22 protein-coding genes and 1 pseudogene are annotated in these 20,789 nt (G+C 34.7%); 16 read left to right on the top strand and 7 right to left on the bottom strand.

Going from position 1 to position 20,789, the window contains the following annotated elements:
* Positions 1–6 precede the first annotated feature (6 nt).
* The 9 genes and pseudogenes from DR024_RS10090 (at position 7) to DR024_RS10050 (ending at position 10,105) form a co-directional block, all read left to right on the top strand.
* Positions 7–504, top strand: coding sequence for an antirestriction protein ArdA (locus DR024_RS10090; RefSeq protein ID WP_000342539.1), 498 nt, complete (start codon positions 7–9; stop codon positions 502–504).
* Positions 479–985, top strand: a complete 507-nt coding sequence (locus tag DR024_RS10085; protein WP_000506270.1) for a conjugal transfer protein — start codon at positions 479–481, stop codon at positions 983–985. Before DR024_RS10090 ends, DR024_RS10085 begins: the two co-directional genes overlap by 26 nt.
* Positions 969–3,416: a conjugal transfer ATPase TcpF gene (gene tcpF, locus DR024_RS10080; protein WP_000331160.1), complete on the top strand. Its 2,448-nt coding sequence runs from the start codon at positions 969–971 to the stop codon at positions 3,414–3,416. The genes DR024_RS10085 and tcpF overlap by 17 nt, the downstream gene beginning before the upstream one ends.
* 14 nt (positions 3,417–3,430) lie before the next feature.
* Positions 3,431–5,596: a CD3337/EF1877 family mobilome membrane protein gene (locus DR024_RS10075; protein ID WP_430516984.1), complete on the top strand. Its 2,166-nt coding sequence runs from the start codon at positions 3,431–3,433 to the stop codon at positions 5,594–5,596.
* On the top strand, positions 5,593–6,594 hold the full coding sequence (locus DR024_RS10070; protein WP_000769868.1) for a bifunctional lytic transglycosylase/C40 family peptidase: 1,002 nt from the start codon (positions 5,593–5,595) through the stop codon (positions 6,592–6,594). The genes DR024_RS10075 and DR024_RS10070 overlap by 4 nt, the downstream gene beginning before the upstream one ends.
* A complete protein-coding gene (locus DR024_RS10065; RefSeq protein ID WP_001224318.1) occupies positions 6,591–7,523 on the top strand; it encodes a conjugal transfer protein in 933 nt (310 codons plus the stop codon). The genes DR024_RS10070 and DR024_RS10065 overlap by 4 nt, the downstream gene beginning before the upstream one ends.
* A gap of 313 nt (positions 7,524–7,836) precedes the next feature.
* A pseudogene (locus DR024_RS18305) lies at positions 7,837–7,884 on the top strand (hypothetical protein); the annotation flags it as partial.
* A 15-nt stretch (positions 7,885–7,899) separates the two neighbouring features.
* Entirely contained in the window at positions 7,900–9,819 is a 1,920-nt protein-coding gene (gene tet(M), locus DR024_RS10055; RefSeq protein ID WP_058948175.1) for a tetracycline resistance ribosomal protection protein Tet(M), read from the top strand.
* 97 nt (positions 9,820–9,916) lie between these two features.
* A complete protein-coding gene (locus tag DR024_RS10050; protein WP_012962334.1) occupies positions 9,917–10,105 on the top strand; it encodes a cysteine-rich KTR domain-containing protein in 189 nt (62 codons plus the stop codon).
* A gap of 59 nt (positions 10,106–10,164) precedes the next feature.
* On the opposite strand, the gene DR024_RS10045 is transcribed toward DR024_RS10050, so the two are convergent.
* Positions 10,165–10,518, bottom strand: coding sequence for a helix-turn-helix transcriptional regulator (locus DR024_RS10045; RefSeq protein ID WP_001227347.1), 354 nt, complete (start codon positions 10,516–10,518; stop codon positions 10,165–10,167).
* A gap of 504 nt (positions 10,519–11,022) precedes the next feature.
* Between DR024_RS10045 and DR024_RS10035 the strand changes: the two genes are divergently transcribed.
* From DR024_RS10035 to DR024_RS10015, 4 genes are all read left to right on the top strand, one after another.
* On the top strand, positions 11,023–11,445 hold the full coding sequence (locus DR024_RS10035; protein ID WP_000804885.1) for a sigma-70 family RNA polymerase sigma factor: 423 nt from the start codon (positions 11,023–11,025) through the stop codon (positions 11,443–11,445).
* The gene (locus DR024_RS10030) at positions 11,442–11,672 is read left to right on the top strand and encodes a helix-turn-helix domain-containing protein (protein ID WP_000857133.1); all 231 of its coding nucleotides are present in this window, start codon (positions 11,442–11,444) and stop codon (positions 11,670–11,672) included. Before DR024_RS10035 ends, DR024_RS10030 begins: the two co-directional genes overlap by 4 nt.
* Before the next feature lie 460 nt (positions 11,673–12,132).
* Positions 12,133–12,336 carry an excisionase gene (locus DR024_RS10020; protein WP_000814511.1) on the top strand — a complete coding sequence of 68 codons (204 nt, stop codon included), beginning with the start codon at positions 12,133–12,135 and terminating at the stop codon, positions 12,334–12,336.
* Positions 12,337–12,417: 81 nt separating this feature from the next.
* On the top strand, positions 12,418–13,635 hold the full coding sequence (locus DR024_RS10015; RefSeq protein WP_001291561.1) for a tyrosine-type recombinase/integrase: 1,218 nt from the start codon (positions 12,418–12,420) through the stop codon (positions 13,633–13,635).
* Positions 13,636–13,839: 204 nt separating this feature from the next.
* Here the strand turns inward: DR024_RS10015 and DR024_RS17730 are convergent, their stop codons facing one another.
* From DR024_RS17730 to DR024_RS09990, 6 genes are all read right to left on the bottom strand, one after another.
* The gene (locus tag DR024_RS17730; protein ID WP_155849294.1) at positions 13,840–14,013 is read right to left on the bottom strand and encodes a hypothetical protein; all 174 of its coding nucleotides are present in this window, start codon (positions 14,011–14,013) and stop codon (positions 13,840–13,842) included.
* A 212-nt stretch (positions 14,014–14,225) separates the two neighbouring features.
* Positions 14,226–14,441: a helix-turn-helix transcriptional regulator gene (locus DR024_RS10010; RefSeq protein WP_027098074.1), complete on the bottom strand. Its 216-nt coding sequence runs from the start codon at positions 14,439–14,441 to the stop codon at positions 14,226–14,228.
* Positions 14,431–14,637 (bottom strand): hypothetical protein, encoded by a 207-nt coding sequence (locus DR024_RS10005; RefSeq protein WP_027098075.1) that lies wholly within the window; start codon positions 14,635–14,637, stop codon positions 14,431–14,433. Before DR024_RS10005 ends, DR024_RS10010 begins: the two co-directional genes overlap by 11 nt.
* Before the next feature lie 291 nt (positions 14,638–14,928).
* Positions 14,929–15,960: a helix-turn-helix domain-containing protein gene (locus DR024_RS10000; protein WP_027098076.1), complete on the bottom strand. Its 1,032-nt coding sequence runs from the start codon at positions 15,958–15,960 to the stop codon at positions 14,929–14,931.
* A 576-nt stretch (positions 15,961–16,536) separates the two neighbouring features.
* On the bottom strand, positions 16,537–17,046 hold the full coding sequence (locus tag DR024_RS09995) for a hypothetical protein (RefSeq protein ID WP_027098077.1): 510 nt from the start codon (positions 17,044–17,046) through the stop codon (positions 16,537–16,539).
* A gap of 333 nt (positions 17,047–17,379) precedes the next feature.
* The gene (locus tag DR024_RS09990) at positions 17,380–17,814 is read right to left on the bottom strand and encodes a hypothetical protein (RefSeq protein ID WP_027098078.1); all 435 of its coding nucleotides are present in this window, start codon (positions 17,812–17,814) and stop codon (positions 17,380–17,382) included.
* A gap of 296 nt (positions 17,815–18,110) precedes the next feature.
* Here DR024_RS09990 and DR024_RS09985 point away from each other — a divergent pair, with 296 nt between their 5' ends.
* The 3 genes from DR024_RS09985 (at position 18,111) to DR024_RS09975 (ending at position 20,751) form a co-directional block, all read left to right on the top strand.
* Positions 18,111–18,428, top strand: a complete 318-nt coding sequence (locus tag DR024_RS09985; RefSeq protein WP_027098079.1) for a PTS sugar transporter subunit IIB — start codon at positions 18,111–18,113, stop codon at positions 18,426–18,428.
* Between the two features lie 69 nt (positions 18,429–18,497).
* Complete coding sequence (locus DR024_RS09980; protein ID WP_027098080.1) at positions 18,498–19,424, top strand: DUF7916 family protein; 927 nt, start codon at positions 18,498–18,500, stop codon at positions 19,422–19,424.
* Positions 19,425–19,440: 16 nt separating this feature from the next.
* Positions 19,441–20,751 carry a PTS sugar transporter subunit IIC gene (locus DR024_RS09975; RefSeq protein ID WP_027098081.1) on the top strand — a complete coding sequence of 437 codons (1,311 nt, stop codon included), beginning with the start codon at positions 19,441–19,443 and terminating at the stop codon, positions 20,749–20,751.
* Positions 20,752–20,789: the final 38 nt, after the last annotated feature.

Below are 20,789 nucleotides of genomic sequence, written 5' to 3'. Positions count from 1 at the left end.
GAATATATGGACGATATGCAAGTCTATATTGCGAATTTAGGCAAATACAATGAGGGCGAATTGGTCGGTGCGTGGTTTACCTTTCCCATTGACTTTGAGGAAGTCAAAGAGAAAATCGGCTTGAATGATGAATATGAGGAATACGCCATTCATGACTACGAGTTACCCTTTACGGTTGACGAATACACTTCCATTGGCGAACTCAATCGACTATGGGAAATGGTATCGGAATTACCCGAAGAATTACAATCGGAGCTATCTGCTCTGCTCACTCATTTTTCAAGCATTGAAGAACTAAGCGAACATCAAGAGGATATTATCATTCATTCCGATTGTGATGATATGTATGACGTGGCACGCTACTACATTGAAGAAACGGGTGCTTTAGGCGAAGTACCAGCTAGTCTTCAAAACTATATTGATTATCAAGCCTATGGTCGGGATTTAGACCTTTCAGGAACGTTTATCTCAACCAATCATGGGATTTTTGAAATCGTCTATTAAATCTGTCGGTACATTACTACTGGCAGATTTTCTATTTTACGGGGTGGCTCAATCAGCTACCCCTATTTTTTATGAAAGGATTGATTACATGAAGAAAATACGAAGCTATACCAGTATCTGGTCTGTGGAAAAGGTACTGTATTCTATCAATGATTTTAGACTTCCGTTTCCCATAACCTTTACGCAAATGACATGGTTTGTCGTGTCACTCTTTGCAGTGATGATACTTGGCAACTTGCCCCCTCTTTCCATGATAGAGGGAGCATTTCTCAAATACTTTGGGATTCCTGTGGCTTTCACATGGTTTATGTCTACAAAAACTTTTGATGGTAAAAAGCCTTATGGATTTTTGAAGTCTGTCATTGCTTATGCACTGCGACCAAAGCTGACCTATGCAGGAAAAAAAGTAACGCTTGGCAGAAACCAGCCACAAGAAGCCATTACAGCAGTTAGGAGTGAATTTTATGGCATATCCAATTAAATACATTGAAAACAATCTCGTCTGGAATAAAGACGGGGAATGTTATGCTTACTATGAGCTTGTTCCTTACAATTACTCATTTCTAAGTCCAGAACAGAAAATACAAGTGCATGATTCTTTCAGACAGCTTATCGCACAAAATCGTGATGGCAAAATTCATGCTTTACAAATCAGTACAGAATCCAGCATACGTTCTGCACAAGAGCGTTCCAAAAATGAAGTCACTGGCAAGCTCAAAGCGGTTGCCTATGACAAAATCGACCAACAGACAGACGCTTTAATATCCATGATTGGCGAAAATCAAGTGAACTACCGTTTCTTTATCGGCTTTAAGTTGCTTCTCAACGATCAGGAGTTTTCTATGAAAAGTCTTACCGTTGAAGCAAAAAATGCTTTGTCTGATTTTGTCTATGATGTGAACCATAAGCTGATGGGCGATTTTGTTAGTATGAGTAATGATGAAATCCTGCGTTTTCAGAAGATGGAAAAGCTCTTAGAAAATAAAATCTCTCGTCGTTTCAAAATCCGCAGGTTAGATAAGGACGACTTCGGCTATCTGATTGAACACCTTTACGGACAGACAGGCACTGCCTATGAAGAGTATGAGTACCATCTATCAAAGAAAAAGCTGGATAATGAAACGCTGATTAAATACTATGACTTGATTAAGCCTACTCGCTGTTTGGTGGAAGAAAAACAGCGATATTTGAAAATCCAGCAGGAAGATGAAACCGTCTATGTAGCTTACTTTACCATTAACAGCATTGTCGGAGAACTGGACTTCCCGTCCTCTGAAATCTTCTACTACCAGCAACAGCAATTTACATTCCCGATTGATACGTCAATGAATGTGGAAATTGTAGCGAATCGTAAAGCCCTATCTACTGTCCGCAATAAAAAGAAAGAACTGAAAGACTTGGATAACCACGCTTGGCAAAGTGATAATGAAACCAGCTCCAATGTGGCGGAAGCTCTGGAAAGTGTGAATGAGCTGGAAACCAATTTAGACCAAAGCAAGGAATCTATGTACAAGCTGTCTTATGTGGTAAGGGTATCAGCAAATGATCTTGACGAACTCAAACGTCGTTGTAATGAAGTGAAAGATTTTTATGACGATTTAAGCGTAAAACTGGTACGACCATTTGGGGATATGCTCGGCTTACATGAAGAATTTTTACCTGCCAGCAAGCGTTATATGAATGATTATATTCAATACGTGACCTCTGATTTCCTCGCTGGTTTAGGTTTTGGTGCTACTCAAATGCTGGGGGAAAATGAGGGGATTTATGTTGGCTACAGCTTAGATACTGGACGCAATGTCTATCTGAAACCTGCTCTTGCCAGTCAAGGGGTTAAGGGTTCAGTAACCAATGCGTTAGCGTCGGCTTTTGTTGGTTCGCTGGGTGGTGGTAAATCCTTTGCGAATAACCTTATCGTCTATTATGCGGTGCTTTATGGGGCACAAGCAGTGATTGTAGACCCAAAAGCAGAACGTGGCAGATGGAAAGAAACCTTGCCAGAGATTTCCCATGAAATCAATATCGTCACTCTGACTTCTGATGAGAAAAACAAAGGCTTACTTGACCCTTATGTGATTATGAAAAATCCCAAAGATTCTGAATCACTGGCTATTGATATTCTGACATTCCTTACGGGGATTTCCTCTCGTGATGGGGAACGCTTCCCAATCCTTAGAAAAGCCATTCGTGCAGTAACCAATAGTGAAGTACGAGGGTTGATGAAAGTGATTGAGGAATTACGGGTTGAGAATACGCCACTAAGTACCAGTATAGCCGACCATATCGAAAGTTTTACAGACTATGACTTTGCACATTTATTATTCAGTAATGGTTATGTGGAGCAGTCTATCAGCTTAGAAAAACAACTGAACATTATACAGGTTGCGGACTTGGTACTTCCCGACAAGGAAACTTCCTTTGAGGAATATACCACTATGGAGCTTTTATCCGTTGCTATGCTGATTGTCATTAGTACCTTTGCTTTAGACTTTATCCATACAGACCGAAGCATTTTCAAGATTGTAGATTTAGACGAAGCATGGAGCTTTTTACAGGTAGCACAAGGAAAAACACTATCTATGAAGCTGGTTCGGGCTGGTCGTGCTATGAACGCTGGGGTATATTTCGTGACCCAAAATACAGACGACCTCTTAGATGAAAAACTGAAAAATAACCTCGGCTTAAAATTTGCATTTCGTTCCACTGACCTTAACGAGATTAAAAAGACCTTAGCCTTTTTTGGTGTAGACCCAGAGGACGAAAACAATCAGAAGCGATTGCGTGATTTGGAAAACGGGCAATGCCTTATCAGTGATTTATATGGTCGTGTCGGTGTGATACAGTTCCACCCTGTATTTGAAGAACTGCTCCATGCCTTTGATACCAGACCACCTGTGCGAAAAGAGGTGTAAATGTGAAACCATCAATAGTAAACAGAATAAAATCAAACTGGACGCTGAAACGTCTAGGTAAAGTGGCAATGACAGTGGCTTTCACACTTGTGATTGCCATTTTTCTTTTAGCCATGCTGGGAACGGTGGTTCAAGCTGCGGGCTTGGTAGATGATACGGTCAATGTGGCAAATGAATACAGCCGATACCCACTTGAAAACTATCAACTGGATTTTTATGTGGATAATAGCTGGGGCTGGCTTCCGTGGAACTGGTCGGACGGGATTGGAAAACAGGTCATGTATGGACTATATGCCATTACCAATTTTATTTGGACAATCAGTTTGTATGTTTCCAATGCGACAGGTTACTTAGTACAGGAAGCCTATTCCTTAGACTTCATTTCCGCTACAGCAGATTCCATTGGTAAGAATATGCAGACCTTAGCTGGTGTGAGTGCAAACGGATTTTCAACAGAGGGTTTCTATGTTGGATTCCTCTTACTCTTGATTTTGGTTCTTGGGGTTTATGTTGCCTATACGGGACTGATAAAGAGAGAAACCACAAAGGCAATTCATGCCATTATGAATTTTGTGCTGGTGTTTATCCTATCGGCTTCCTTTATTGCCTACGCTCCCGACTACATTAAAAAAATCAATGACTTTTCATCAGACATCAGTAATGCCAGTTTATCACTTGGCACGAAGATTGTCATGCCCCATTCCGATAGTCAAGGCAAGGACAGCGTGGACTTAATCAGAGATAGCCTGTTTTCCATACAGGTTCAGCAACCGTGGCTACTGCTTCAATACAACAGTTCAGACATTGAAAGTATCGGTATTGACCGTGTGGAAAGCCTGCTCTCCACCAGCCCAGATTCCAACAATGGCGAAGACAGAGAAAAAATTGTTGCGGAAGAAATTGAAGACAGAAGCAATACCAATCTAACCATTACAAAGACCATTAACCGTTTAGGTACAGTCTTCTTCCTATTTGTCTTCAATATTGGGATTTCCATATTTGTATTCCTATTAACAGGAATCATGATTTTCTCGCAGGTACTTTTTATCATCTATGCTATGTTTCTGCCTGTGAGCTTTATTTTAAGCATGATTCCATCATTTGATGGTATGTCAAAACGAGCCATAACAAAGCTCTTTAATACCATTTTGACACGAGCTGGAATCACATTGATTATTACGACAGCATTTAGTATTTCAACCATGCTCTATACCTTATCGGCTGGTTATCCGTTCTTTTTGATTGCTTTTCTACAGATTGTGACCTTTGCAGGAATCTACTTCAAGCTGGGCGATTTAATGAGTATGTTTTCTCTACAGAGTAACGATTCTCAAAGTGTGGGAAGTCGTGTGATGAGAAAACCTCGTATGCTTATGCACGCTCACATGCACCGTCTACAGCGGAAACTTGGACGTTCCATGACTACTCTAGGGGCTGGGTCTGCCATTGTTACAGGTAAAAAAGGACAGTCGGGTTCGGGGAGTTCTGCAAGGACACAAGCAGATCACTCCCGACCAGACGGAAAGGAAAAATCAACACTTGGAAAACGTATCGGTCAAACCATCGGTACAGTAGCTGATACCAAAGACAGAATGGTAGACACTGCTAGTGGTTTGAAAGAACAGGTTAAAGATTTGCCGACCAATGCAAGATATGCAGTATATCAAGGAAAATCCAAAGTAAAAGAGAATGTCCGTGATTTAACCAGTAGTATTTCTCAAACCAAAGCGGACAGAGCCAGTGGACGCAAGGAACAGCAGGAACAAAGGCGAAAAACCATTGCGAAGCGTCGCTCTGAAATGGAACAGGTCAAACAGAAAAAACAGCCTGCTTCTTCTGTTCATGAAAGACCGACTACAAGACAAGAACAATATCATGATGAACAGACCTCAAAACAGTCTAATATTCAGACTTCATATAAGGAATCTCAACAAGCCAAACAAGAGCGTCCAGCAGTTAAGTCCGATTTTTCAAGTCCAAAAGTGGAACGCCAAGGCAATACCGTTCAAGAAAAAACCGTTCAAAAGCCAGCAACTTCAACCACTACAGCAGATAGAACTTCACAACGTCCAATCACAAAAGAACGTCCGTCTACTGTTCAAAGAGTACCACTACAAAATACAAGAAGTAGACCACCAATCAAAACCGCCACCATTAAGAAAGTCGGTAAGAAACCATGAAGTTGAAAACTTTAGTGATTGGTGGTTCTGGATTATTCTTGATGGTCTTCTCACTGCTTCTGTTTGTTGCCATTTTATTTTCAGATGAACAGGACAGCGGAATTTCCAATATTCATTATGGAGGTGTGAATGTTTCCGCAGAAGTGCTGGCTCATAAGCCTATGGTAGAAAAATATGCCAAAGAATATGGCGTTGAAGAATATGTCAACATACTTCTTGCGATTATACAGGTGGAATCGGGCGGTACTGCGGAAGATGTTATGCAGTCCTCGGAATCCCTCGGTCTTCCACCTAATTCATTGAGTACAGAAGAATCCATTAAGCAAGGTGTGAAGTATTTCAGTGAATTATTAGCCAGTAGCGAAAGGCTCAGTGTAGATTTAGAATCGGTTATCCAGTCCTACAATTATGGTGGTGGTTTCTTAGGGTATGTGGCTAATCGTGGAAATAAATATACCTTTGAACTGGCTCAAAGTTTCTCAAAAGAGTATTCAGGTGGCGAAAAAGTGTCTTACCCCAATCCCATAGCCATACCTATCAATGGGGGCTGGCGATACAACTATGGCAATATGTTTTATGTGCAACTGGTAACGCAGTATCTTGTCACAACAGAGTTTGATGATGATACGGTACAAGCCATCATGGACGAAGCACTGAAATATGAGGGCTGGCGATACGTTTACGGTGGAGCTTCCCCGACTACTTCTTTTGATTGTAGCGGACTGACACAATGGACGTATGGAAAAGCTGGAATTAACTTACCACGAACCGCACAACAGCAATATGATGTGACCCAGCATATCCCACTATCGGAAGCACAAGCTGGCGATTTGGTTTTCTTTCATTCTACCTATAACGCTGGCTCTTATATTACTCATGTTGGGATATACCTTGGCAATAACCGTATGTTTCATGCAGGCGACCCAATCGGTTATGCCGACTTAACAAGCCCCTACTGGCAACAGCATTTAGTGGGAGCAGGACGAATCAAACAATGAGAAAGGAAGATTTAATGATGAAATTTAGAAAAAATCAGAATAAAGAAAAACAGATACCAAAGGAAAAGAAACCTCGTGTCTATAAGGTCAATCCTCATAAAAAGGTTGTGATTGCCTTGTGGGTACTTTTAGGGCTTAGTTTCAGCTTTGCGATATTCAAGCACTTTACAGCTATAGATACTCATACTATTCACGAAACAACTATCATAGAAAAGGAATACGTTGATACTCATCATGTAGAAAATTTTGTAGAGAACTTTGCGAAAGTCTACTATTCATGGGAGCAATCCGATAAGTCCATTGATAATCGAATGGAAAGTCTAAAAGGCTATCTGACAGATGAACTTCAAGCTCTCAATGTTGATACAGTACGCAAAGATATTCCTGTATCGTCTTCTGTAAGAGGATTTCAGATATGGACGGTAGAGCCAACTGGCGACAATGAGTTTAATGTAACCTACAGTGTAGACCAGCTCATTACAGAGGGAGAAAATACAAAGACCGTCCACTCTGCTTATATAGTGAGTGTCTATGTAGATGGTTCTGGAAATATGGTACTGGTTAAGAATCCGACCATTACCAACATACCTAAGAAATCAAGTTATAAACCAAAAGCCATTGAAAGTGAGGGGACGGTTGATTCCATTACAACCAATGAAATCAATGAGTTTTTAACGACGTTCTTCAAGCTCTATCCTACAGCGACAGCCAGTGAACTTTCCTACTATGTGAATGACGGGATATTAAAACCAATCGGAAAAGAGTACATCTTTCAAGAACTGGTAAATCCTATTCACAATCGTAAGGATAATCAAGTCACGGTATCGCTGACAGTGGAGTATATCGACCAGCAGACCAAAGCAACGCAGGTATCTCAATTTGATTTGGTACTTGAAAAGAACGGGAGTAATTGGAAGATTATAGAATAACAAATATTGGTACATTATTACAGCTATTTTGTAATCACGTACTCTCTTTGATAAAAAATTGGAGATTCCTTTACAAATATGCTCTTACGTGCTATTATTTAAGTATCTATTTAAAAGGAGTTAATAAATATGCGGCAAGGTATTCTTAAATAAACTGTCAATTTGATAGTGGGAACAAATAATTGGATGTCCTTTTTTAGGAGGGCTTAGTTTTTTGTACCCAGTTTAAGAATACCTTTATCATGTGATTCTAAAGTATCCGGAGAATATCTGTATGCTTTGTATGCCTATGGTTATGCATAAAAATCCCAGTGATAAGAGTATTTATCACTGGGATTTTTATGCCCTTTTGGGCTTTTGAATGGAGGAAAATCACATGAAAATTATTAATATTGGAGTTTTAGCTCATGTTGATGCGGGAAAAACTACCTTAACAGAAAGCTTATTATATAACAGTGGAGCGATTACAGAATTAGGAAGCGTGGACAGAGGTACAACGAAAACGGATAATACGCTTTTAGAACGTCAGAGAGGAATTACAATTCAGACGGCGATAACCTCTTTTCAGTGGAAAAATACTAAGGTGAACATCATAGACACGCCAGGACATATGGATTTTTTAGCAGAAGTATATCGTTCATTATCAGTATTAGATGGGGCAATTCTACTGATTTCTGCAAAAGATGGCGTACAAGCACAAACTCGTATATTGTTTCATGCACTTAGGAAAATAGGTATTCCCACAATCTTTTTTATCAATAAGATTGACCAAAATGGAATTGATTTATCAACGGTTTATCAGGATATTAAAGAGAAACTTTCTGCGGAAATTGTAATCAAACAGAAGGTAGAACTGCATCCTAATATGCGTGTAATGAACTTTACCGAATCTGAACAATGGGATATGGTAATAGAAGGAAATGATTACCTTTTGGAGAAATATACGTCTGGGAAATTATTGGAAGCATTAGAACTCGAACAAGAGGAAAGCATAAGATTTCATAATTGTTCCCTGTTCCCTGTTTATCACGGAAGTGCAAAAAACAATATAGGGATTGATAACCTTATAGAAGTGATTACGAATAAATTTTATTCATCAACACATCGAGGTCAGTCTGAACTTTGCGGAAAAGTTTTCAAAATTGAGTATTCGGAAAAAAGACAGCGTCTTGCATATATACGTCTTTATAGTGGCGTACTGCATTTGCGAGATTCGGTTAGAATATCGGAAAAGGAAAAAATAAAAATTACAGAAATGTATACTTCAATAAATGGTGAATTATGTAAAATCGATAAGGCTTATTCCGGGGAAATTGTTATTTTGCAGAATGAGTTTTTGAAGTTAAATAGTGTTCTTGGAGATACAAAGCTATTGCCACAGAGAGAGAGAATTGAAAATCCCCTCCCTCTGCTGCAAACGACTGTTGAACCGAGCAAACCTCAACAAAGGGAAATGTTACTTGATGCACTTTTAGAAATCTCCGACAGTGACCCGCTTCTGCGATATTATGTGGATTCTGCGACACATGAAATCATACTTTCTTTCTTAGGGAAAGTACAAATGGAAGTGACTTGTGCTCTGCTGCAAGAAAAGTATCATGTGGAGATAGAAATAAAAGAGCCTACAGTCATTTATATGGAAAGACCGTTAAAAAAAGCAGAGTATACCATTCACATCGAAGTTCCACCGAATCCTTTCTGGGCTTCCATTGGTCTATCTGTAGCACAGCTTCCATTAGGGAGCGGAGTACAGTATGAGAGCTCGGTTTCTCTTGGATACTTAAATCAATCGTTTCAAAATGCAGTTATGGAGGGGATACGCTATGGCTGTGAACAAGGATTGTATGGTTGGAATGTGACGGACTGTAAAATCTGTTTTAAGTATGGCTTATACTATAGCCCTGTTAGTACCCCAGCAGATTTTCGGATGCTTGCTCCTATTGTATTGGAACAAGTCTTAAAAAAAGCTGGAACAGAATTGTTAGAGCCATATCTTAGTTTTAAAATTTATGCGCCACAGGAATATCTTTCACGAGCATACAACGATGCTCCTAAATATTGTGCGAACATCGTAGACACTCAATTGAAAAATAATGAGGTCATTCTTAGTGGAGAAATCCCTGCTCGGTGTATTCAAGAATATCGTAGTGATTTAACTTTCTTTACAAATGGACGTAGTGTTTGTTTAACAGAGTTAAAAGGGTACCATGTTACTACCGGTGAACCTGTTTGCCAGCCCCGTCGTCCAAATAGTCGGATAGATAAAGTACGATATATGTTCAATAAAATAACTTAGTGTATTTTATGTTGTTATATAAATATGGTTTCTTGTTAAATAAGATGAAATATTTTTTAATAAAGATTTGAATTAAAGTGTAAAGGAGGAGATAGTTATTATAAACTACAAGTGGATATTGTGTCCTGTATGTGGAAATAAAACACGATTAAAGATAAGGGAAGATACTGAATTAAAAAAATTCCCCCTCTATTGTCCGAAATGCAGACAAGAAAATTTAATTGAAATAAAGCAGTTCAAAGTAACTGTGATTACAGAGCCAGACGCAAAGACGCAGAGCCGATAAAATGAGATTAATACAATCTCATTTTATCGGCTCTTTCCGTTATGTATGGATTCTTTTAATTAGTCTTCGATGTTTCTTGCTTCGTTGATACCGCTGGCTAAAGATTCCATTAAGGATAGTTCTTTGTCTGTAAAGCTATCCATGTATTTCTCTATCTGTAATCGTCGGGTGCTTTTTACCAAGTTATTAGCAGGTAAGAAAAATTCATCAACGGAAACATGAAGTAACGATACAAGGTCATAAAGAACTTGTATGCTGGGGTGTTGCCCTTTATTTTCAATATTAGTTAAGTACCGTGGGTCAATTTCAATCAATGCTCCCACTTGTTCACGAGTTAAACCTCGTTTCAATCGAGCTTCTTTAATGGCTAAACCAAAGGCTCTAAAATCATATTTATCTTCTTTTTTACGCATAGTAGACCACCTCTATACATTTTATTGTTCCTACTGAATTAAAAACAGGTATAGAAAAACGTGTTATATGGTTTATAGGTTTATATTTAATAAAAAGCACTACTAAACGCCAATAAAAAAAACCGTTATATGGTAGTGCTATTTACGCTGTTAAAATATTGTATATTACTTCCAAATGGCGGTTTGTTGGAGGTCAACGTCGCCATGAAGTACATCATATACAATAAATTTCCTTACATTGGGTTCTTGTCAAAAAAAGTCGTCTATCTGCAATAGATAAGTACGTCCACCAATGTGGTTTTATAAATCATATAGATAGAATAACAGAAGCATGTAAACAGAGAAATAAATCTGTTTATATGCTTTTTTGGCTATTCAGAACTTTTTTACAAAGTTTATTTATCAGTAATGCAACAAATCCCCCTTTCACATTGGGACTAAGAGTGAAAGGAGATAAACGAGCAAGGCTCACTTCCTTTCCTAGACAGAAAGGGGGTGAGAAACATGAAACCATCTTCTTTTCAGACCACAATAGAAAATCAGTTTGACTATATCTGTAAACGTGCTATGGAAGACGAGCGAAAGAATTATATGCTTTATCTTTCAAGGATTGCAAAGCGTGAGGTGTCCTTTTCGGATGTTGGCGATTATCTTGTTAGCCAGTTTGCGACAACAGATAACTATTCAACTGACTTTCAGATTTTTACACTCAATGGGTTATCAGTAGGCGTTGAAAATGATTTGTTGAGTGAAGCATTACGTGAGTTGCCAGACAAGAAACGTGAAATTCTACTGCTGTTTTACTTTATGGACATGAGCGATTCAGAAATTGCAGACCTGTTGAAATTGAACCGTTCTACTGTCTATCGGCATAGAACCAGTGGACTAGCCTTAATTAAAAAGTTTATGGAGGAATTTGAAGAATGAAAACACAATATCCTATGATTCCCTTTCCTCTCATTGTAAAGGCAACAGATGGCGATACCGAAGCGATTAACCAGATTCTACATCATTACAGAGGGTACATAACGAAGCGTTCCCTACGACTTATGAAAGATGAATATGGCAATCAAAGTATGGTCGTTGATGAAGTCTTACGTGGAAGAATGGAAACCAGACTGATTACAAAGATTTTGTCATTTGAAATTAAGTAATATCCTCTCTCCTTTCGTGGAAGCGTGCTAAACCATTCCACGCTTCCCGAACAGGGAGGTTTGTTATTCCACCAAAGCATATTGAGCTTTCAATGTGTTTTGATAGGCTAACGAGCCATTGTTCTTTGAAAACTGAATAAAAGTAATCGAATACGTTTCGATAAGAAAAGAGCCAACGGAACTAACCGCCATGACCTATCTTATAAAGATAGCGAGCGATTCATGTTAGTGATCCGAGAAGCAATCTTTAGCAGGATTGCCTGCAACGACATTCTTATCGTGATAATGATACTCCCATACAGTCAATAGTCCGAGCGTGATAAAACCGTCGCAGGCAATGAGTATGGCTACATGAGAACCATGCAGGGGTGGAACTCCCGTGAGCTTTGCTAAAGCTGTTCGATTGCTGGTAAAACAACTTTTATGAAATCCAAATAAGTGATTTGGAAAGGAGGATTTTATGAAGCAGACTGACATTCCTATTTGGGAACGTTATACCCTAACCATTGAAGAAGCGTCAAAATATTTTCGTATTGGCGAAAACAAGCTACGACGCTTGGCAGAGGAAAATAAAAATGCAAATTGGCTGATTATGAATGGCAATCGTATTCAGATTAAACGAAAACAATTTGAAAAAATTATAGATACATTGGACGCAATCTAGCGTCGCCAAAGGGTCTTGTATATGATAAAATAGTATTAAGTCGTATCAAGGCTCTTTCCATAAAGGAAAGGAGCAAATGCCATGTCAGAAAAAAGACGTGACAATAAAGGTCGAATCTTAAAGACTGGAGAGAGCCAACGAAAAGACGGAAGATACTTATACAAATATATAGATTCATTTGGAGAACCGCAATTTGTTTACTCGTGGAAACTTGTGGCTACAGACCGAGTACCAGCAGGAAAGCGTGATTGTATCTCACTTAGAGAGAAAATCGCAGAGTTACAGAAAGACATTCATGATGGTATTGATGTTGTAGGAAAGAAAATGACACTCTGCCAGCTTTACGCAAAACAGAACGCTCAAAGACCAAAGGTTAGAAAAAACACTGAAACTGGACGCAAATATCTTATGGATATTTTGAAGAAAGACAAGTTAGGTGTAAGAAGTATTGACAGTATTAAGCCATCAGACGCTAAAGAATGGGCTATTAGAATGAGTGAAAATGGTTATGCTTATCAAACCATCAATAACTACAAACGTTCTTTAAAGGCTTCATTCTATATTGCTATACAAGATGATTGTGTTCGGAAGAATCCATTTGACTTTCAACTGAAAGCAGTTCTTGATGATGATACTGTCCCTAAGACCGTACTAACAGAAGAACAGGAAGAAAAACTGTTAGCCTTTGCAAAAGCTGATAAAACCTACAGCAAAAATTATGATGAAATTCTGATACTCTTAAAAACAGGTCTTCGTATTTCAGAGTTTGGTGGTTTGACACTTCCAGATTTAGATTTTGAGAATCGTCTTGTCAATATAGACCATCAGCTATTGAGAGATACTGAAATTGGGTACTACATTGAAACACCAAAGACCAAAAGTGGCGAACGTCAAGTTCCTATGGTTGAAGAAGCCTATCAAGCATTTAAGCGAGTGTTAGCGAATCGAAAGAATGATAAGCGTGTTGAGATTGATGGATATAGTGATTTCCTCTTTCTTAATAGAAAGAACTATCCAAAAGTGGCAAGTGATTACAACGGCATGATGAAAGGTCTTGTTAAGAAATACAATAAGTATAACGAGGATAAATTGCCACACATCACTCCACATAGTTTGCGACATACATTCTGTACCAACTATGCAAATGCAGGAATGAATCCAAAGGCATTACAGTACATTATGGGACATGCTAATATAGCCATGACGCTGAACTATTACGCACATGCAACATTCGATTCTGCAATGGCAGAAATGAAACGCTTGAATAAAGAGAAGCAACAGGAGCGTCTTGTTGCTTAGTAGTACAAATGAATTTACTACTTATTTACCACTTCTGACAGCTAAGACATGAGGAAATATGCAAAGAAACGTGAAGTATCTTCCTACAGTAAAAATACTCGAAAGCACATAGAATAAGGCTTTACGAGCATTTAAGAAAATATAAAAAGATAATTAGAAATTTATACTTTGTTTAATATACAAATAATATTATTTTTAATTCTATTATTTATTTTCATGATTACTTCTATAATTAAAAATCATTCCGCTAATTAATATACACAGTGATAAAACAACACCACCTATTTTTATTGGTGTTGTAAAATCTCCATACAAAAATGATCCTATTAACCCAACTCCAGCACCAATCAGTAATGGATAAATAATTTTTTTTGCCATAATTATCTCTCCCTTTATTATCATTACGAATTCATTATAACATATTTTGTAAATACCGTACTGTTCAATTTTCAAAGATCATTTCCGTCCCACTTTTCACATATTACTTCAAAAAAATACCGCATATTCAATTTGAACATTGCGATTTTTAAACATAACATTTATTTTTCACTTCATAATTTAATTATCTATAAACTAAATTTTATTGATTCCTATTCAAAATAAAAAACTTCTTCAAACTTTTTATCTAATGCAATACATAATATTAATGCTAACTTTGCTGTTGGATTGAATTGCTCAGTCTCAATAGAACTTATTGTATTCCTAGAAACTCCAACACGATTTGCTAAATCAGTCTGTGTCATACCTTTTTCAGCTCTTATAGATTTTAAATTGTTGTTAAGTTCTAAGTTATGATTACGTTCCATTGCTAAGAGCATCTCCTACAAAAACTATAATCATAATAATTCTTTCTAGAATTACTAAAATCATAGCTACTTTTTCAAAAGATGATTGTTTTCTATCACTTTTTATAAAGCTGTATAAACATTTACCTATTACCATACTTATTAAAACTACTTTTGCAGAAGATGTATCATATGATTTAAGAAAGGAAAGACACATAACAAATATAAATCCTATTGTTCCAGTTATATATCCTCATTCAATAGCTAGTCTATCTGTATTTTTTTGACGCTCATCTCCTAGAAAATTTTCTTTTCTACTCTTTTCTAAAATTTGATTTTTATCTATAATCATCCTCCTTTACAAGTGCACTTTATATTTATAACATATCATACCAAGTATACTTGTTAACGACTATTATTAGTTTCTATAATTCATAGTATATTAGCGCCACTTACAAACTTCTCGTTTATCTTTTTTTATATTTATAAAATCATATAAACTTTGGACTTATAATAAGATAGATTTTATCCTAGAATCATTTTTTACAAAATCAAGAGTCTTATCTTTCTTAATTGCCTCTTTCACCATTTTCTCGTATTTATCTTTACTAATGCTTGAATTTACATTAAACTTCATATGTCTATATAATTTTGACTTCATAGAATTATTCATACTATTTGCTTCACTGACTATTTTTATAATCATTTCTATAGTTTTATCTTTATCACGTTTTTCTTTTGCTAAGGATAAGTCTAATTGATATTTATAGTATTCACCAAACTCAAATACTTCAATAATCTTTTTACAAAACTCAACATACTCTTCTGCTTCGTTAAATTTATTTTCTTTATATAATAGGTTTATTATAAAAGATAAAATTCCAAATACTTCATGAGAATCTTTCCATAACTTACTTTCATAAATGCTATAGGCTTTCTCATATTCTCCACTACTTTCAAATAATAATGCCTGCTGAATTTTTTTATCTATATCTATCTCTGGAATCTTATCTAATATTTCTTGAGCCTTCTTATATTCTTTTTTCTCTCTATATATTGCCGATAGGTCTAGTTTAGCCATAGAAGCTATTTTTTCTTTATTGCTTGATGCTACAAGTTCAAGCCACTCAATAATTTTAGTTTCATATTTATATTTATCCTCAATACTAGGTTCTAATAAATATATTCTTAACACTGTTGATATCCCAATTGTTAGCTCATCACAATTGGGATATTGTTTAATTAAAGCACAGCTTCTTTCAAATCCTTTTTTAAACCCTTCCTTGGATATTATTTCACCTATCTCTTTTGTAATTTCTTTCACTTCTGTGTCTGTTAACTCCTTATTAAATTCCAATAAAGTATTAACATCAATTTTTAATACGCGTGCAAGAGAAGATAGTAAAGTTATATCTGGATATGATATTCCATTCTCCCATTTATTAACTGCTGGTGCACTTATATTTAGATAATTAGCGACTTGCTCTTGAGTAAGATTTTCCTTTTTCCTATAATATCTAATTACTTCATTTATTTTCATAATAGCCCCCTATTTATATCATCCATTAAGTTTGAATTTGTTAATTAAATAATATCAAAGCTATCTATTTTAAACAATTGAAGTGTTTTCATATTTTTTTCACAAAAAATAACTGTTAGTTATTTTAATATTCCAACAAAGATACTACACTCTTGCTTATTATATATTTTTTTCACTTACAAAAATCACCTCACTTATTTATGGTATGGTTCATCATTAATTATTCTAAACCACTACCTAAAATATTCTGCTCACATTAATTAACTATTTAAAACAATACTTAAATATACATTTATGCAGATAAAATTTCTAAAAAAACAATTTAGAAATTTGAAATTGCTAGAATAAAAAAGATTTTATGATATCAAAAGATGCTGTTGATAGTTTTTGTTTTACTTATAAAATTAGAAAAGAGACTTATTAATTCAAGCCTCTTATTCTTATTTGCTATTCTATTTTCTCTGTTTTATCAAATTAAACATTTTCTCATAGCTCCCCCTTCAAACTCAAATTAATTTCATACTTATTTATCTACTCTATAAACTTAAATTTGCTATAATAAACTTTCATTAAGTCTTAAGGATTTATAAATATAATAATTAACATAATTGCAGATGCTAATGCAACTATAAATGCAATAACTACTGTTAGTGTTGCATATTCTCCACTATTTTGTAAGTCATCTCTAAAAAATCTTGAAATTCTTGCATCTGTGTATTTAACATCAATTATTGTACTTTTTTCCTCTCCTCCATCTGGAGAAATAATCCTACCATGCACTACAAAGTCCCCCAATAATATTGGGTCATTTACTACTCCGTATGGCAAGTTCCCTATTAATTCAATATAATATGGTTCTATATGTTTATCAGGATACTTTTCTTTTAATATATTCTTTAGTCTATTTTTATCTTTATCTACTTTAAAAACTGGCCCAGTATTTCCGCTAGTTCTTTCAACTTTTATACTAATATCTTCACTTGTTAATGGAACCTTTGGTGTTATTCTCACGGGAATAAAATAAAATGCTAATATTCCTATACTAATTAATAATATAACAATTAAAACTTTTTTTATCTTTTTCATATTAGCAGAGCTCCCTTCAACACCTATTAACTTCCTAAAATTATTTATTAAATTTCTAATTTTATACCTTTGTAAAATTATACTCTTTCTTTTCTTATCTCATATGTAGATTATATACTTGATAAAAATATTATACTAAGCCATAGGTATATTAATGCTATACAACAAATAAATATATTTGCTGATGTATTATTCTTATTATCTCTAATCTTATATAGAATAGAAATCACATTATTCACCAAAAGTACTATACATATAATACCAATAAGTAACACACAAAATATCATTTTAACTCTCCCATTATATAAATCTATAATAAACTTAACGCTAAACTTAATTATTTAATAACTCAATTACTTTCTTAATAGAATCTTTATCTTTAAAGTTATTTGATATCCTAAACATCAATTCAGATCCATTTTCTTCTTTAAATACTTTTTTTAATTTTTCTTTATTATTAAGCATAACTTCCTTTATCTGAATAAATAAATATTCAATACTTGTAGGCCACTCATCTGAAGGAACACCTTTATATTCATTTAATGCAATATATGCCTCTTGTGCAGTAACAATACTTGCATACTCTTGCAAATAGTTTTTATCATTTTCTATATTTCCAGCAGTAGTAGCAAACTTTTGAATATGCTGTCTTGTAATTCTTGATAAGTTTTCTTTATAATTATTAATTTTATAATTCTGATAAAAAATATATCCAAATAGAATTATGAATACTATTCCCATCAAAATAAGTTTGGACTTATTCTTCAATATATCACCCCCTCTACCTGGTAATTATAAACAAACTAACCTGTAATTTGAATATTTTAAAGCTATATTTTTTATATTTCCTTGATATAATCACTTAATATCCCTTCCATTTTTATAGCATTATTGTTATAACAAGTAGAAGGATTTCTACAAACAAACTTGATATATTTGTAATAAAATATAATAATTTAACAAAAAATTCGTTGACAAAGACCTGAAAACGATTATAATAAAAAATATAAATCCGAACTTGTTATAACAAGTTCAAATATATACATTAGAAAGGAAGATAAAAAATGAAAAAATTTTACTTGTTTTGTAGTGCAGGTATGTCCACAAGTATGCTTGCAAAAAAGATGCAAAATTGCGCCAATGAAAATAACTTAAAAGTTGAAATTAAAGCTTTTTCAATATCTGTTATGGATGATATTGTAAAAACTGAAAATCCAGATTGTATACTGCTTGGTCCACAAGTTAGATATTTATTAGATGAAACTATAAAGAAATATAGTCCAATACCAATTATGGCTATTAACATGATTGATTATGGAAAAATGGATGGAGAAAAGGTATTAAAGTCTGCAATCTCTTTATATAAACAAAGTAATAAATAGATGACATTAAATAAAATAGGTATTTGTTTAAACATTTTTATAATTATAGTATTTATTAGGAGTGATAAAATGAAAAAAAGACTACTAGATTATGGAGGACAAGATTTTTTAAATGTATCTCCAATTGATTTAAAACAAAGTATTTTAGCATCAGAAGGAAGAACTATAATGGCAGAAAACGTTCCAACTGGAGGATGCTTTCTAAATGGAGTTACTAACGCTGAAATTGAAAGAGCTGCTGGAGCTGATTTAATAATGTTCAATGCCTTAGATTTATTTGAACCTAAAATAGCAGGTGTACCTAATAATATAAAAACAGATGAACAAATTACTTGGGTAAAACAAGCAATAGCAAGACCTATTGGTATTAATCTAGAACCAGTTGACTATAATGCAAAAATGAATGAAAATCGTTCAGAAATTTCAATTGGTCGTATAGTATCCCCTAAGACGTTAGAACTAGCAGATAAGTATGGTTTTAGTTTTATATGCTTGACAGGAAATCCAGGAACAGGAGTATCTAACTCAGCAATTAAAGAGTCTATAAAAATGGCAAAAAAATATTATAGCGGATTAATTATTGCAGGTAAAATGCATGGAGCAGGTGTTGATGAACCAGTTATGAATGTTGATATTGCTAAGGAATTTATAAACGAAGGAATCGATATACTACTAGTTCCAGCACCATATACAGTTCCATATTTTAGAGAAAAAGATTTATATGAAATTGTAACTTTAGTAAAAGAATTTAATAAAGGCAAATCAATTGAAGATAAAATTTTAGTTATGACTGCTAATGGTACTAGTCAAGATTCTGCTGATATTGAAACAATTAAAAAAATTGGTTTAGTATCAAAAGCTTGTGGAGCTGATTTACAACATATAGGAGATTCATTTAATGGGATATGTTTACCAGAAAACATATTTGCATTAGGACAAGCTATCAGAGGAAGAAGACATCAACTAATAATGTTATCCAGGTCTAATATTCGTTGATTATGAGGTGAGATTAATGAGGAATAAAGCCAGTTTTGAAAGTAAAATCCAAATTTTTGCTGGTAAATTTACGTCGCAAAGACATTTGATTGCATTAAGAGATGCTATGACTACCGTTATGCCATTAATTATAATTGGTTCTATATTTATGTTAATTGCACAATTTCCATATAAACCATTTACTGATTTTTTAAACTCAATAGGTTTACAGGCAATTTTAAATAAGGCTAGTGATGCTACTTTTGGAATATTGGGATTTGCCGTAACTTTTACAGCTGCTTATAATTTAGCAAACTATTATAAATTAAATACAATATCAGCAGGATTAATATCTCTTTCTTCATTTATATTATTAACACCAGTTATAACAGGTGAATCTGGGACAGGATTCCCAATAAAATACTTGGGAAGTTCAGGGCTTTTCGTTGGAATATTTGTTGCAATAATAAGTACAGAAGTTTTCAGATGGTTTGTTGTTCGTAATATTATGATCAAAATGCCAGACTCAGTTCCACCAAATGTAAGTAAAGCATTTTCATCCATTATACCAGGATTAGCAGTTATAGTTTTTTGGTTACTAGTATTATTAGGGCTTAATGCATTTGGAATTGATAATATTCATGATTTAATAGCAGATACAATTGGAGCATTATTAGGTGTATTAGGTAGTACACTTCCAGGAATAATATTTGTTATATTTGTACAGTGTTTTTTCTGGATGTTTGGTATTCATGGAGCTCAAGTTACTGCGCCTATAATAGAACCTCTACTTCTTCAGAATTCTGATATTAATCGTATAGCATATCAGGCTGGACAAGAATTACCAAATATTATAACATATGAATTTTTATATAACTTTGTATTTATGGGAGGGGCTGGATGTCTTTTTGCTTTAGCACTATTGCTATTCTTTAAGTCAAAGAGTAAAGAAAATAAAGCATTAGGGAAAATGTCCTTAGCTCCAGTAAGTTTTCAAATTGCCGAACCAGTATTATTTGGTAATCCTATTATAATGAACTTAAAAATGGTTATACCTTTTATCTTAGCACCTGTTATTACAGCTATTATTACGTATTTTGCAATGGATTTTGGATTTGTACACAAACCAATTGGAGCTGTAATTCCATGGACTACCCCTCCAATTATCGCAGGATATTTGGCAACAGGGGGTTCCATAAGTGGTGCAATAATACAAATCATAACCATAGCAATAGATGTATTAATTTACTATCCATTCTTTAAAATAGACGATAGATCTAAACTTTTAATGGAACAAAATAAAACTAATGATGTAGATAGTTTTAATTTGGATGATATAGATTTATAAGCTATAATAAATGGGGGGGATTATTTATCCCCTCATTT

Origin of the sequence: Clostridium paraputrificum (genome assembly GCF_900447045.1) — a bacterium.
Taxonomy (GTDB): domain Bacteria; phylum Bacillota; class Clostridia; order Clostridiales; family Clostridiaceae; genus Clostridium; species Clostridium paraputrificum.
The sequence above is the reverse complement of the archived record's forward strand: the minus strand, read 5'-3'. Positions and strand labels throughout refer to the sequence as shown.

Excerpts from the sequence above, each read along its gene's own strand:
- DR024_RS10090 (WP_000342539.1), top strand. The coding sequence starts at position 7 with ATGGACGATATGCAAGTCTATATTGCGAATTTAGGCAAATACAATGAG.
- DR024_RS10085 (WP_000506270.1), top strand. The coding sequence starts at position 479 with ATGGGATTTTTGAAATCGTCTATTAAATCTGTCGGTACATTACTACTG.
- tcpF (WP_000331160.1), top strand. The coding sequence starts at position 969 with ATGGCATATCCAATTAAATACATTGAAAACAATCTCGTCTGGAATAAA.
- DR024_RS10070 (WP_000769868.1), top strand. The coding sequence starts at position 5,593 with ATGAAGTTGAAAACTTTAGTGATTGGTGGTTCTGGATTATTCTTGATG.
- DR024_RS10065 (WP_001224318.1), top strand. The coding sequence starts at position 6,591 with ATGAGAAAGGAAGATTTAATGATGAAATTTAGAAAAAATCAGAATAAA.
- DR024_RS10045 (WP_001227347.1), bottom strand. The coding sequence starts at position 10,518 with ATGCGTAAAAAAGAAGATAAATATGATTTTAGAGCCTTTGGTTTAGCC.
- DR024_RS10035 (WP_000804885.1), top strand. The coding sequence starts at position 11,023 with ATGAAACCATCTTCTTTTCAGACCACAATAGAAAATCAGTTTGACTAT.
- DR024_RS10030 (WP_000857133.1), top strand. The coding sequence starts at position 11,442 with ATGAAAACACAATATCCTATGATTCCCTTTCCTCTCATTGTAAAGGCA.
- DR024_RS10020 (WP_000814511.1), top strand. The coding sequence starts at position 12,133 with ATGAAGCAGACTGACATTCCTATTTGGGAACGTTATACCCTAACCATT.
- DR024_RS10015 (WP_001291561.1), top strand. The coding sequence starts at position 12,418 with ATGTCAGAAAAAAGACGTGACAATAAAGGTCGAATCTTAAAGACTGGA.
- DR024_RS17730 (WP_155849294.1), bottom strand. The coding sequence starts at position 14,013 with ATGGCAAAAAAAATTATTTATCCATTACTGATTGGTGCTGGAGTTGGG.
- DR024_RS10010 (WP_027098074.1), bottom strand. The coding sequence starts at position 14,441 with ATGGAACGTAATCATAACTTAGAACTTAACAACAATTTAAAATCTATA.
- DR024_RS10005 (WP_027098075.1), bottom strand. The coding sequence starts at position 14,637 with ATGTGTCTTTCCTTTCTTAAATCATATGATACATCTTCTGCAAAAGTA.
- DR024_RS10000 (WP_027098076.1), bottom strand. The coding sequence starts at position 15,960 with ATGAAAATAAATGAAGTAATTAGATATTATAGGAAAAAGGAAAATCTT.
- DR024_RS09995 (WP_027098077.1), bottom strand. The coding sequence starts at position 17,046 with ATGAAAAAGATAAAAAAAGTTTTAATTGTTATATTATTAATTAGTATA.
- DR024_RS09985 (WP_027098079.1), top strand. The coding sequence starts at position 18,111 with ATGAAAAAATTTTACTTGTTTTGTAGTGCAGGTATGTCCACAAGTATG.
- DR024_RS09980 (WP_027098080.1), top strand. The coding sequence starts at position 18,498 with ATGAAAAAAAGACTACTAGATTATGGAGGACAAGATTTTTTAAATGTA.
- DR024_RS09975 (WP_027098081.1), top strand. The coding sequence starts at position 19,441 with ATGAGGAATAAAGCCAGTTTTGAAAGTAAAATCCAAATTTTTGCTGGT.